The 12,059-nt window shown below is 58.5% G+C and carries 19 protein-coding genes; 14 read left to right on the top strand and 5 right to left on the bottom strand.

Annotated elements, in window-relative coordinates:
- Nucleotides 1-11 precede the first annotated feature (11 nt).
- Nucleotides 12-2,153, top strand: coding sequence for an esterase-like activity of phytase family protein (locus tag AB3Y40_RS14615; RefSeq protein ID WP_369439515.1), 2,142 nt, complete (start codon nucleotides 12-14; stop codon nucleotides 2,151-2,153).
- Between the two features lie 440 nt (nucleotides 2,154-2,593).
- Here AB3Y40_RS14615 and AB3Y40_RS14610 read toward each other — a convergent pair whose 3' ends face one another.
- Both AB3Y40_RS14610 and AB3Y40_RS14605 read right to left on the bottom strand, forming a co-directional pair.
- Nucleotides 2,594-2,965 (bottom strand): response regulator, encoded by a 372-nt coding sequence (locus AB3Y40_RS14610; RefSeq protein WP_369439514.1) that lies wholly within the window; start codon nucleotides 2,963-2,965, stop codon nucleotides 2,594-2,596.
- The gene (locus AB3Y40_RS14605) at nucleotides 2,962-3,981 is read right to left on the bottom strand and encodes a sensor histidine kinase (RefSeq protein WP_369439513.1); all 1,020 of its coding nucleotides are present in this window, start codon (nucleotides 3,979-3,981) and stop codon (nucleotides 2,962-2,964) included. Before AB3Y40_RS14605 ends, AB3Y40_RS14610 begins: the two co-directional genes overlap by 4 nt.
- A 176-nt stretch (nucleotides 3,982-4,157) precedes the next feature.
- On the opposite strand from AB3Y40_RS14605, the gene AB3Y40_RS14600 reads away from it, so the two are divergent.
- Nucleotides 4,158-4,739, top strand: a complete 582-nt coding sequence (locus AB3Y40_RS14600; RefSeq protein WP_369439512.1) for a DUF2585 family protein — start codon at nucleotides 4,158-4,160, stop codon at nucleotides 4,737-4,739.
- On the opposite strand, the gene AB3Y40_RS14595 is transcribed toward AB3Y40_RS14600, so the two are convergent.
- The 3 genes from AB3Y40_RS14595 to AB3Y40_RS14585 are packed head-to-tail and all read right to left on the bottom strand — an operon-like array spanning nucleotide 4,711 to nucleotide 6,189.
- Nucleotides 4,711-5,196, bottom strand: coding sequence for a DUF4334 domain-containing protein (locus tag AB3Y40_RS14595; RefSeq protein ID WP_369439511.1), 486 nt, complete (start codon nucleotides 5,194-5,196; stop codon nucleotides 4,711-4,713). The genes AB3Y40_RS14600 and AB3Y40_RS14595 overlap by 29 nt on opposite strands.
- The gene (locus tag AB3Y40_RS14590) at nucleotides 5,193-5,801 is read right to left on the bottom strand and encodes a TIGR02466 family protein (protein ID WP_369439510.1); all 609 of its coding nucleotides are present in this window, start codon (nucleotides 5,799-5,801) and stop codon (nucleotides 5,193-5,195) included. Before AB3Y40_RS14590 ends, AB3Y40_RS14595 begins: the two co-directional genes overlap by 4 nt.
- 19 nt (nucleotides 5,802-5,820) lie before the next feature.
- A complete protein-coding gene (locus AB3Y40_RS14585; RefSeq protein ID WP_369439509.1) occupies nucleotides 5,821-6,189 on the bottom strand; it encodes a hypothetical protein in 369 nt (122 codons plus the stop codon).
- Between the two features lie 170 nt (nucleotides 6,190-6,359).
- On the opposite strand from AB3Y40_RS14585, the gene rpmC reads away from it, so the two are divergent.
- The 12 genes from rpmC to AB3Y40_RS14525 all read left to right on the top strand — a co-directional run bounded on the left by rpmC (nucleotide 6,360) and on the right by AB3Y40_RS14525 (nucleotide 11,999).
- Nucleotides 6,360-6,566, top strand: coding sequence for a 50S ribosomal protein L29 (gene rpmC / locus AB3Y40_RS14580; protein ID WP_369439508.1), 207 nt, complete (start codon nucleotides 6,360-6,362; stop codon nucleotides 6,564-6,566).
- A 3-nt stretch (nucleotides 6,567-6,569) separates the two neighbouring features.
- A complete protein-coding gene (rpsQ, locus tag AB3Y40_RS14575) occupies nucleotides 6,570-6,800 on the top strand; it encodes a 30S ribosomal protein S17 (RefSeq protein ID WP_369439507.1) in 231 nt (76 codons plus the stop codon).
- An 83-nt stretch (nucleotides 6,801-6,883) separates the two neighbouring features.
- Nucleotides 6,884-7,252 (top strand): 50S ribosomal protein L14, encoded by a 369-nt coding sequence (gene rplN / locus AB3Y40_RS14570; RefSeq protein ID WP_369439506.1) that lies wholly within the window; start codon nucleotides 6,884-6,886, stop codon nucleotides 7,250-7,252.
- A gap of 2 nt (nucleotides 7,253-7,254) precedes the next feature.
- A complete protein-coding gene (rplX, locus tag AB3Y40_RS14565; protein ID WP_369439505.1) occupies nucleotides 7,255-7,560 on the top strand; it encodes a 50S ribosomal protein L24 in 306 nt (101 codons plus the stop codon).
- The gene (gene rplE, locus AB3Y40_RS14560) at nucleotides 7,560-8,123 is read left to right on the top strand and encodes a 50S ribosomal protein L5 (RefSeq protein ID WP_369439504.1); all 564 of its coding nucleotides are present in this window, start codon (nucleotides 7,560-7,562) and stop codon (nucleotides 8,121-8,123) included. The genes rplX and rplE overlap by 1 nt, the downstream gene beginning before the upstream one ends.
- A 21-nt stretch (nucleotides 8,124-8,144) precedes the next feature.
- On the top strand, nucleotides 8,145-8,450 hold the full coding sequence (gene rpsN, locus AB3Y40_RS14555; RefSeq protein ID WP_369439503.1) for a 30S ribosomal protein S14: 306 nt from the start codon (nucleotides 8,145-8,147) through the stop codon (nucleotides 8,448-8,450).
- 12 nt (nucleotides 8,451-8,462) lie between these two features.
- Nucleotides 8,463-8,855, top strand: a complete 393-nt coding sequence (rpsH, locus tag AB3Y40_RS14550) for a 30S ribosomal protein S8 (RefSeq protein WP_369439502.1) — start codon at nucleotides 8,463-8,465, stop codon at nucleotides 8,853-8,855.
- Nucleotides 8,856-8,865: 10 nt separating this feature from the next.
- Nucleotides 8,866-9,399: a 50S ribosomal protein L6 gene (gene rplF, locus AB3Y40_RS14545; RefSeq protein ID WP_369439501.1), complete on the top strand. Its 534-nt coding sequence runs from the start codon at nucleotides 8,866-8,868 to the stop codon at nucleotides 9,397-9,399.
- 11 nt (nucleotides 9,400-9,410) lie between these two features.
- Complete coding sequence (gene rplR, locus AB3Y40_RS14540) at nucleotides 9,411-9,776, top strand: 50S ribosomal protein L18 (protein WP_369439500.1); 366 nt, start codon at nucleotides 9,411-9,413, stop codon at nucleotides 9,774-9,776.
- A gap of 142 nt (nucleotides 9,777-9,918) precedes the next feature.
- Nucleotides 9,919-10,497 (top strand): 30S ribosomal protein S5, encoded by a 579-nt coding sequence (gene rpsE / locus AB3Y40_RS14535; protein ID WP_369439499.1) that lies wholly within the window; start codon nucleotides 9,919-9,921, stop codon nucleotides 10,495-10,497.
- Between the two features lie 12 nt (nucleotides 10,498-10,509).
- On the top strand, nucleotides 10,510-10,698 hold the full coding sequence (gene rpmD, locus AB3Y40_RS14530) for a 50S ribosomal protein L30 (RefSeq protein WP_369439498.1): 189 nt from the start codon (nucleotides 10,510-10,512) through the stop codon (nucleotides 10,696-10,698).
- A gap of 74 nt (nucleotides 10,699-10,772) precedes the next feature.
- Nucleotides 10,773-11,999 (top strand): threonine ammonia-lyase, encoded by a 1,227-nt coding sequence (locus AB3Y40_RS14525; RefSeq protein ID WP_369439497.1) that lies wholly within the window; start codon nucleotides 10,773-10,775, stop codon nucleotides 11,997-11,999.
- The last annotated feature ends 60 nt before the right edge of the window (nucleotides 12,000-12,059 follow it).

Below are 12,059 nucleotides of genomic sequence, written 5' to 3'. Positions count from 1 at the left end.
AGGAAAGATACATGTCCGTTCGTACGCTACTTCTTACGTCTTCACTCACTTGTTTTGTGCTGCCAGCCTTTGCGCAAGACATGAACTTCAACCGGATTGCGTCGTTTCAAGTCGCCGATAACCTGCCAGAGGCCGAAGAAACCTCGGCCGAGATCATCGCAGCCACCGCCGATGGAATGACGCTGGTCTACACGGACAGCCCTGGCGCCTCGATTGGGTTCATCGACATCACTGACCCGGCAAACCCGGCTCCGCTCGGTGTATTCATGCCAGAGGGAGAGCCGACATCCGTCGCAGTGATCGGGAACCATGCGCTAGCTGGTGTGAACACGTCCCAAAGCTACACAGAGCCATCGGGCTTTCTGGTTGAGATCGACGTGACCACACAGCAAGAAGTCGGGCGTTGCGATTTGCCCGGTCAGCCTGACAGCGTGGGCATTGCACCTGACGGGTCTTTCCTTGCTGTTGCGATCGAAAACGAACGCGACGAGGACCTTGGTGATGGCCGCGTGGGCCAGATGCCTGCGGGCTCGGTCTTCATGGTTAATCTTACCGAAGACGGTTTGATCGCATGTGATACCGCACGGGTTGCCGATATCACGGGCCTCGCCGACATTGCGCCGGAAGATCCAGAGCCAGAGTTCGTGTCCATCAACAGCGAAAACGAAGTCGTGGTGACCCTGCAGGAAAACAATCACATCGTGGTTTTGTCTTCTGCCGGCGAGGTCCTCAGCCACTTTTCCGCCGGTGAAGTCACGCTGAACGGCGTCGACACCAATGAAGAAGGCGCGCTGGTGTTCAACCAGACAATCACCGTCCCGCGCGAACCCGACAGCATCACATGGATCGACAACACCCATTTCGCCATGGCCAACGAAGGCGACATGGACGGCGGATCGCGCGGCTGGACGATCTTCAGCCAAGACGGCGATGTGGTCTTTGAAAGCGGCGTTTCGTTCGAACATGCCATTATCTCGGTGGGCCACTACCCCGAAGAACGCTCAGGCAACAAAGGCGTGGAACCCGAAAGCGTGACGTTTGATGTTTTTGGCGGCACACCTTTCGTCTTTGTTGGCGCGGAGCGGTCCTCCATCGTGGGTGTCTATGACATTACCGATCCCACCGCTCCTGAATTGACGCAGCTCTTGCCATCGGGCATCGGGCCAGAGGGCTATGTGACAATCCCAGAGCGTAACCTGCTGGTCTCTGCCAATGAAGTTGATGACGCAGGTGCGCGCGCGCACGTCATGCTTTTTGAATACCAAGAGGCCGCGGCAACCTACCCGCATCTGACCTCCGCAGGTATGGATGAATTGACAGGATGGGGCGCGATTTCTGGTCAGGTCATGGCCGAGGACGGCACGATCTACGCCGTGTCTGACAGTTTCTACGGTATGCAGCCCACGATTTTTCATATCGACGTGTCAGAGACTCCTGCTCAAATCGTGGACGCCATTCGGGTCACGCGCGAAGGCCAGCCCGCGCAATTGTTGGACATGGAAGGCATTGCGCTGGACGGTGACGGCGGCTTCTGGATCGCGTCCGAGGGTCGGTCTGACCGTCTTGTGCCCCACGCGATTTATCACGTCGGTGCAGATGGCGCGATTGAGGATTATATCGCGTTGCCAGATGAACTGCTCGCGGTTGAACGCCGTTTCGGGTTCGAAGGGATCACGCGCGTGGATGACATGCTTTATGTCGCCGTTCAGCGCGAATGGCGCGACGATCCAGCAAACCACGCCAAAGTCCTCGGCTACAATCTGGAAACCGAAGAATGGTCGGTGATCCACTACGCCAAGACTAAGCCGTCAACGGGCTGGGTCGGCCTGTCAGAAATCGTCGCACATGGCGGTTTCATGTACTTCATTGAACGCGACAACCAGCACGACACCCGTGCAGTGACCAAGATCATCACCCGCGTGCCAATGTCGGCGATGAAGGGCATCGTCGCACTAGGAGAGACACCAGCGGTGCTAGAGCCTGAATTGGTCGTTGATCTGTTGCCCTATCTGACATCCACGGGTGGCTATGTCCTCGACAAGGTCGAAGGTCTGGCCATCGCAGAAGATGGCACAATGTGGGTTTCCACGGATAACGACGGTGTCGACGACCATTCGGGTGAGACGATGTTCTTCTCGATCAGCATGGAATAAAGCTTGGCTTCACAACCTCGATGAGCCCCGCCGCACGTTGCGCGCGGGGCTCATTGTTTTTCCATTTGAAGGCGAGCACCCTCTTGGCTAAAGGGACCCCATCTGCTGAACACAGCACATCGGGTTTGTGGCATTCCCTTACGGGAACCTTCGGTAGACTGAGATCGGCATCTTTGGGACTGCGGCCAATATTCTCTAGCCGCCGGATACTGCGCGCCGCTGCTCAAACAACAAAATGAAAGCAACCTTAGATTTGCGAAATTTTGACATCCGCAAAGCTGAGACCCAGTAAGAATAGTCAGTAAATTTCAATGGCCGCTTTGGTGAAACCGGCCGCACCTAGAAACGCACATCCTGCAAATTCGAGAGAATGCCGCGTCAGGAACATGCCCAGTCACCAAGGCCGGTTTTGTCTGCAAATCTGCCCTGATCCCTCGGGCCTATCCTCGCCCACGCGCGGCCAGATCATTGATCCCTTCGATCAGTTCCGCCTCGGCGATGGGTTTGGTCATGCGGATCACCTCGCTAAAGCGCGGATGCAATTGCCCGGCACTGCCGTAGCCGCTCAGAAACATGAACGGCACGTTGCGTTCCAGCAGGTGCTGGGCAAAGCCTTCACTGGTGGTGCCATCGCCCAGGTTGATGTCCAGAACGGCCACGTCAAACGGCGTTTCCTCGGCCCCGTTTTCCGCGCTTTTCAGGTCGGCATAGGGGCCCACAACCTCGAACCCGTGTTTTTCGAGGGCAGCCTTGATTCCGAAGGCAATCATCATCTGGTCCTCAAGCAGCAGGACGCGGGGCGTGGCAGTCATGGGGTCGTCTCCAGTGGAAAGTTCAACGTATAGGTCAGGCCGGTTGCCGGGACATCGCGCGACACGTCGGCTTGCAATTCGGCAGGCAGGATATCAAGCAGCAAGATGTTACCAAATCCGCGCGGCCCCTCGGCATCAATGGCTGCCTTTGTGGTCCGGGTTTCAACCCAGCGCAGCGTGGCGCGATTGTCGGCCACCCTTGCGGACAGGCTGACATGGCCGTCGGCATCCGACAGCGCCCCGTATTTGGCGGCATTGGTCAAAAGCTCGTGGAACGCCATCGAAACCGTCATCACCTGCCGCGCCGGGATCCGCACCGGGTCACCTTCCAACGTGACCCGGTTCAGGTTCTGCCCCAGAAAAGCAGCGGCCTCACGCTTGAACAGGGCGAACAACTCCACATCAGACCAGTCTCCGCGTCGCAGGGAATCGTGGGACAGGGCCACAGCGCGCAGCCGGTCATAGGTGGCTCGGTAATAGCTGTCGACATCGGTATGCCCGGTGCGCGACAGGTCCATCACGGCAATCGCGGTGGACAGGGTGTTCTTCACGCGGTGCTCTAATTCGTACAGCAACATGTCCATCTGCTGCTCTTGCCGTTTTTCGGCGGTAATGTCGCGCACAGTGCCCACCAGCCGAACGGGTTTGCCATCCTCAAAAATGCAATCCGCCACCGCGCGCACCCAGCGCATGGGCGCGCCATCCAGCGGGTACAGGCGATAGGAGATGTCCAGATGCCCGTCATTTGCAGGGTCCAGCGCTCTGGCCGTTTCCGCATCATGAAGCGCGTGATCCTCAGGATGCACGCCCCGAAGGACCAGATCATAGTTTGTCGGCTCGTCCGCCGAGACGCCCCAGATTTCGCGTACGCGGTCGTCCCAAAATGTCTCCTGCGTGGCGGGGTCGAATTCGAACACCCCGATGTCCGACGCGCGCAAGGCAACCTCGCGCCGGCGCTGTGCGGCATCTTCGATGCGTAGGATGCGCAACGCATCCGAGGGCGCTTGATGGGTCATCTGAACCTTTTGATGCGGGCGCAGCCCGTCGTTTCAGCCACGCGCACGACACCCTAACGTATATCAGGCGGCCCGGCTACGGCCTTACGGTTGTGCACAATCCGGCCTCACTGCGGCCCCAAAATGCCCGCAAGCAATGGTTAACGTGATCCCGTCGCTGGAAAAAGAGGCTCGTTATGCCGCTCAAATCGCTCTATTTTGTTGCCGTGTTGGGCATCTTTGCCATTGCTGCCACGCTCTTTGCCTGGGGCCAGCCGCTGATCTGCACCTGTGGGCAGGTCAAGCTCTGGGTCGGCTCGGTCTTTGACAGCGGCAATTCGCAGCACATCGCCGATTGGTACACGCTCAGCCACATCCTGCACGGTGTGCTGATCGCGCTTGTCGGGCGCGTGTTTTTTCCCCAGCTTGGGTTCAAACCGCTCTTTGCGACCGCGATTGCAACCGGCATCGGGTGGGAGATTATCGAGCATACGGATTTCGTGCTCGACGCCTTCCGCGCCACCACGATCAACGCGGGCTACCACGGTGACAGCGTGCTCAATGCCGTGGCGGACTATATCTGGATGATGGGCGGCTTCTTTACCGCCTGGCACTTGCGCAAACGCGTGGTGATCGCGCTGGTCGCCACGTTGGAGCTTTCCGCCGCCTTCGTCGCCCGCGACAGCCTCACCCTGTCCACACTGATGCTGATCTATCCGCTGGATGCCGTCGAGGATTGGCAGCAGGAAATCAATCCGCGCCGTCTCGCGTCAGCTTGAAGAAGAACGGATCGGCCCCGCGCTGATCCATGCAACCCAGCACAGTGGCGTCATCTATACGCCGGAAAACATCGCAAATCGGCTTGGCGTCATAGATCATCGTGGCCGAGGTCACGCCGCGATAGCCCATCATCCGCAGCCGCGCACGCGGGCGTCGCGTGGCAATCAACGGACGGATCAGCGGAAACGCAAACCGCACAAGGGCAGGGGGCAGATGCACGCCCCAGCTCAACGGCAGCAACGCCGGGTTCACCGCCACCCGACCCTCGGCCCCGTGCAGAAGCGGATGCACATCTTCGGGCCCCTCAAACGCCTTGCCCCACCAACCTGCGGCGGCCAACAACGGGTCCAGCCGATGCCCCGTTGGCACGGCTTCACCGCGCCAGCGGCCCGTCATGTCCGCGACGGTGACCGGGGCCAAACCGTCAAACCACGCCAGCGCCTCTGCCGGGGTCATTCCCACTTGTAATTGAACGACACGCTGATCCGCTCGTCCTCGGCCATGTTCATCGGCACCTCATGGCGCAGCCAGCTTTCCCACAGCAGAACATCACCGACCTTCGGTTTGACATAGATGAACTGCCGCAAATGCTCTGGCGCATCCTTGGTCCGCGGCGGGGCGGCCATCATCATCTGCAACCTTGGGTCCTCGAACTTGATAGCGCTGGCCCCCTCGGGCATCGCCACATAGGTCGTCCCAGAAATCACCGAATGCGGATGAATATGCGCCGTATGAATGCCACCCTCTGGCAGAATGTTGATCCACAAATCCTCCAGCACGATCTTTTTGTCGCCCAGATCAAAATGCAGGTCTTTCACAAAGGCGGCGACATGCTTGTCCAACTCCTCCACGAGGTCCTTAAAGATCGGAAACCGCCACGGCAGATCGGTGAGAGAGGCATAGGACGTATACCCCGGAAATTCATGCGCCTCACACCACTCTTGCCCCGCCTCATCGTCATCAGCGATCACAAGGCAGGATTGCTCCAACTCAGCCGCGTCGATGCCTTTGAGTTGGGAATGGTAGAGCGGGGTGGAGAAGAGGTCTGATGAGTTGGTCATGCTTCCGGTTCGCAATTTGCTAGAGATTAGGTCGAGACGTCAGAATTCCAGTTTGCACCAATTCGTCATCTATCTCTAATTCGCAAATGGCTTCCAGCCTATGTCCAATCGTCAATCCCTCTGCATTGTTCCTTTGATCGTCTGATGCCGGACGACAAATTGACCAGCCCTTGAGAATCCACTCGGGCAAATCAAAATTTCGGGCCGAATATCGGCGGTCAGGTTCAACAGTCTCTTGGTCGATCACGATGACTCGGTATCCATTCGTGAACGAAAGTGAGAACGCACCTTCAGGCATCGATGGGCGGGTATGCAATCCCATCTTGTAGACGTCGTAGCCAAGCCAGCCGACCACGCCCAATACGACGAGTAAGAGGATCTTTTTCATTGTCTTTGCGCTTTTATTAGTTTTGCCCAAATTGGGCATGAAACAGGTTTCCTCACAACCCCCTTGCCACATCCCTCCAACCCTCCTATACGGCCCACTTCTACCCACTCCACCGGGAATCGGGTCACCTGATAAGGGCCTGCCGGTGATGTTGAAAAAGGAGCCGTCCAATGGACGCCAATGAACTGCGGGGCAAGACCCCCGATCAGCTGCGTGATGAGCTGACAAACCTGAAGAAAGAAGCCTTCAACCTGCGTTTCCAGCAGGCCACCGGCCAGCTTGAGAACACAGCCGCCATGCGCAAAGCGCGCCGCGCGGCCGCTCAGGTCAAAACCATTCTGAACGAAAAAGCAGCCGACGCTGCCAAGGAGGCTTAATCCATGCCTAAGCGTATCCTGTCCGGTGTTGTCACAAGCAACCAGAACGCCCAGACCGTCACCGTGTCTGTCGAGCGTCGCTTCAAGCACCCGCTGCTGCAGAAAACTGTGCGGAAATCCAAGAAGTACCGCGCACACGACGAAAACAACGCTTTCAACGTCGGCGACCAGGTCCGTATCCAGGAATGTGCGCCGAAATCGAAAACCAAACGCTGGGAAGTGATCGCCTCCTAAGGGCGGGCACTGAGCAGCACAATCGAAACCCTGGGGGCCCGGTCAGAAATCGGGGATAGCCTCATAGGTCGGAAGGAAACCAAATGATCCAGATGCAGACCAATCTGGATGTTGCTGACAACAGCGGCGCACGCCGTGTTCAGTGCATCAAGGTTCTGGGTGGTTCTCACCGTCGTTACGCCAGTGTTGGAGACATCATTGTCGTATCGGTGAAAGAGGCCATTCCACGCGGTCGCGTAAAGAAAGGTGACGTGCGTAAAGCCGTCGTCGTACGCACTGCCAAAGAAGTACGCCGTGAAGATGGCACCGCGATCCGTTTTGATCGCAACGCCGCCGTGATCCTCAACAACAACGGAGAGCCGATCGGCACCCGTATTTTTGGACCGGTTGTGCGCGAACTGCGCGCCAAGAACTTCATGAAAATCATCTCGCTTGCTCCGGAGGTGCTGTAATCATGGCTGCGAAACTCCGCAAAGGTGACAAGGTCATCGTGCTGGCTGGCAAGGACAAGGGCAAAACGGGCGAAATCGCTTCGGTTGATCCAAAGTCCGGCAAGGCAATTGTTGACGGTGTCAACATGGCCGTCCGCCACCAGAAGCAATCCCAGAACGACCAAGGTGGCCGCACGCCCAAGGCGATGCCGATCCAGCTGTCGAACCTGGCTATCGTTGATGCAAAAGGCAAACCCACCCGCGTCGGCTTCCGTATGGATGGCGACCACAAGGTGCGCTTTGCCAAGACAACAGGGGATGCGATCTGATGCTTGATGCCGCAAACTACACCCCGCGCCTGAAGACCCAGTATGTCGACACGATCCGTGCCGCCATGAAAGAGGAATTCGGCTACAAGAACGACATGCAGATCCCGCGTCTGGACAAGATCGTCCTGAACATCGGCTGCGGTGCAGAAGCTGTCCGCGACAGCAAAAAGGCGAAGTCGGCTCAGGAAGACCTGACCACCATCGCCGGTCAGAAGGCCATGACAACACGCGCCAAGAAGTCCATCGCTGGCTTCCGCGTCCGTGAAGACATGCCGCTGGGCGCCAAGGTCACGCTGCGTGGCGACCGGATGTACGAATTCCTGGAGCGTCTGATCTATGTCGCCATGCCCCGTATCCGCGACTTCCGCGGTGTCTCGGGTAAGTCCTTTGACGGTCGTGGCAACTATGCCACCGGCCTGAAAGAGCACCTGGTGTTCCCCGAGATCAACTTCGACAAGATCGATGAGAACTGGGGCATGGACATCGTCATCTGCACCACCGCTGAAACCGACGCCGAAGCCAAGAGCCTGTTGAAAGCCTTCAACATGCCCTTCAACAGCTAAAGCGTCAGGGAGACATTAGATATGGCTAAGAAATCCATGATCGAGCGCGAGAAAAAGCGCGAAAAGCTGGTGGCGCAGTATGCTGAAAAGCGTGCCGCACTGAAGGCGATCATCAACGACCAAGAGAAGCCCGTGGAAGAGCGTTTCAAGGCAAGCCTTGAACTGGCAAAACTGCCGCGCAACTCTTCCAAGGTGCGTCTGCACAACCGTTGCCAGCTCACCGGGCGTCCACACGCCTATTACCGCAAACTCAAGATCAGCCGGATCGCGCTGCGGGACCTTGGTTCCAATGGCGAAATCCCCGGTATGGTCAAGTCAAGCTGGTAAGGAGAAACAATTATGAATGATCCTATCGGTGATATGCTGACACGTATCCGCAACAACCAGATGCGCGGCAAAGGTTCGGTGGAAACACCTGCCTCCAAGCTGCGTGCATGGGTTCTGGATGTCCTGGCCGACGAAGGCTACATCCGCGGCTACAGCAAGGTTGATGGCAAGGACGGTCACCCCGCCCTGCGTATTGAGCTGAAGTACCACGAAGGTACCCCTGTTATTCGCGAATTGAAGCGGGTCTCTAAGCCCGGTCGCCGCGTCTACATGGGCGCCAATGACCTCCCAAGCGTCCGTCAGGGCCTGGGTGTGTCGATTGTCTCCACCCCCAAGGGTGTGATGTCGGATGCAAACGCACGTGCGGCCAACGTTGGCGGCGAAGTGCTCTGCACAATCTTCTAAGGGGACCACAATGTCTCGTATTGGTAAAAAACCGGTCGAACTCCCCGCAGGAGTAGAGGCGAAAGTCTCCGGCCAGACCATCGAAGTGAAAGGCCCCAAGGGCGTCCGCAGCTTCACAGCCACTGATGATGTCACGCTGACCGTGGACGGCAACGCCGTATCCATCGATCCCCGTGGCAAATCCAAGCGCGCACGCCAGCAGTGGGGCATGTCCCGCACGCAGGTCGCAAACTGCGTTGAAGGCGTGACCAACGGCTTCAAGAAAGAGCTTGAGATCAGCGGCGTGGGTTACCGGGCACAGATGCAGGGCAACACCCTGAAGCTGTCGCTGGGCTACAGCCACGACGTCAACTTTGAGGTGCCAGCAGGCGTGACGGTCAAGGCCGACAAGCCAACTGAAATCTCTGTGGAAGGTATCGACCAGCAGCTTGTGGGTCAGGTCGCGGCAAACATCCGCGAATGGCGCAAGCCCGAGCCATATAAAGGCAAGGGTATCAAGTACAAGGACGAGTATGTCTTCCGCAAAGAAGGCAAGAAGAAGTAAGGACGCAAAAAATGGCAAATTCAAAGAGACAACTGTTTCTGAAGCGCCGCTTGCGCGTTCGGAACAAGCTGCGGAAGGTTACGGCAAACGTGGGTCGCCCCCGTCTGTCCGTGCACCGCTCCAACAAGAACATCAGCGTCCAGCTGATCGACGATGTGAATGGCGTCACACTGGCGTCCGCTTCCTCGCTCGAAAAGGATCTGGGCGTGGTCGGCAAGAACAACGTCGAAGCCGCTGCCAAGGTGGGTGCTGCAATCGCAGAACGCGCCAAGAAGGCCGGCGTCGAAGTTGCTTATTTCGACCGTGGTGGTTTCCTGTTTCACGGCAAGATCAAGGCCTTGGCCGATGCGGCCCGTGAAGGTGGCTTGAAAATCTAAAGGTGTGGCGGGGGTTGCTCCCGCCCTCCCAATCACCCGTAGGTCGGGGTTTACCCCGACTCTCGATGACCGGGGGCGCTGATGCGTCACTGCGGTTGGACAACCGGGCGGCAACGCCCACGATACAAAGGACGCCAGACACATGGCAGAACGTGAAAACCGCGGCCGCGGCCGCAACCGCGAAGAACAAGCACCCGAGTTTGCCGACCGTCTGGTCGCGATCAACCGGGTCTCCAAGACGACCAAAGGTGGTAAGAACTTCGGTTTTGCAGCCCTCGTCGTTGTGGGTGACCAAAAAGGCCGCGTCGGCTTTGGCAAGGGTAAAGCCAAAGAGGTGCCAGAGGCGATCCGCAAGGCCACTGAACAAGCCAAGCGTCAGATGATCCGCGTCGCCCTGAAAGATGGCCGCACACTGCACCACGACATCGAAGGCCGCCACGGCGCTGGTAAAGTCGTAATGCGCCAAGCGCCTGTTGGTACCGGGATCATCGCCGGTGGTCCGATGCGTGCCGTATTCGAAATGCTGGGTGTGCAGGACGTCGTGTCCAAGTCCGTCGGCTCTGCCAACCCCTACAACATGATCCGCGCCACCATCAACGGCCTGCAGAAAGAGCAGTCGCCGCGCAACGTCGCCCAGCGTCGTGGCAAGAAAGTGGCTGACATCCTGCCCAAGCGTGACGAGGCGCCTGCCGCCGAAGCCGCTGAAGCAGCAGACGCATAAGGAGACCGCGATATGGCTAAAACAATCGTCGTCAAACAGATCGGCTCTCCGATCCGTCGCCCCGAAAAGCAGCGCCAGACCCTCATTGGTCTGGGCCTGAACAAGATGAACCGCACCCGCGAGCTGGAAGATACCCCTTCCGTGCGCGGCATGGTCAACAAGATTCCCCACCTCGTCGAGATCATCGAAGAGAAAGGCTAACTGCCGGGCGGTTATGACTTTTAGGAACCCCGGGCCATCGGTCCGGGGTTTTTCGTTTCCAAAGGGGTGCGCCCATGTCGCTGACACTTGCCGATATCCAAACCACCCATGACGCGATCCGCGACGCCACGATCCTGACCCCCACCGTGCGCGCCAACCGCCTGTCGCTGCATCTTGGCATCGACCTCTATCTGAAACTGGAAAACCTCCAGCACACCAACGCCTTTAAGGCCCGTGGCGCGCTGGCAAAACTGCTGACCCTGACTGACGTGCAAAAAGCCGCAGGCGTCATTGCCTGTTCGGCTGGCAACCACGCCCAGGGCCTCGCCTATCACGCGCAGCGCCTTGGCATCGCCGCGACCATCGTCATGCCCGAAGGCACCCCCTTCAACAAAGTCCAGCGCACCGAAGAACTGGGCGCGCGGGTCATCCTGCATGGGGCGGGTTTTGACGACAGCGTCTCCTTCACCAATGACCTCGCCGCGCAGGACGGGCTGACCTTCGTGCATCCCTTTGATGATCCCGTTGTGGCCGCAGGGCAGGGGACCGTCGCACTTGAAATGCTGACACAGGTCGCCGACCTCGACGTGATCGTTGTTCCCATCGGCGGCGGCGGGTTGATCGCGGGCATGGCCGTCGCGGCCAAGGGGCTGAAACCCGATGTCACCGTGATCGGCGCGCAAGCACATCTGTTTGATGCCGTGAAATCACAGGTCGACGGCAGCCCCACGAATTTTGGCGGCGCGACACTGGCCGAAGGTATCGCCGTGCGCACCCCCTCGGATGCCAATGTGGCGCTGATCCGCGATCACGTCGACCACGTCTATTCCGTCGATGAACCCGCCATCGAAGACGCGGTCTTTGATTTGCTCTCAAACGAGAAGCTCGTCGTCGAAGGTGCCCCCGGCGCGGGCCTTGCTGTGATCAAACAGCACCTGAGCGACTTCAAAGGCAAAAAGGTCGGGCTGGTGATCTGCGGCGGCAATATCGACAGCAGGTTGTTGTCGACGCTGATCCTGCGCGGGCTGATGCGCGACGGCCGCATCACTCGCCTGACGTTTGAAATCGACGACACGCCCGGCCAGCTCTCCAACATCAGCCGCATCATCGGCGAGGCGGGCGCCAACGTGATCGAGGTCATTCACCAGCGCATGATGCAATCCGTCAGCCTCAAACAAGCCGAACTCGATGTCGTCATTGAGGCGCGCGACGCCCACCACGTCCGCAAAATCGTAGACACCCTGCGCGCCGCCGGATTCCGGCTGCGCTGCGATTTGGATGACCTCTCGGGCGCAAAATAGCCTGTGCAAACTGCACATCTTTCATTGCCGTTAACAAACGACCGCGTTAACGCCCCGCCC

Source organism: Yoonia sp. R2331 (assembly GCF_041103235.1).
GTDB lineage: Bacteria > Pseudomonadota > Alphaproteobacteria > Rhodobacterales > Rhodobacteraceae > CANMYO01.
Note: the sequence above shows the minus strand (reverse complement) of the source record. Positions and strands in the feature narration are given on the sequence as shown.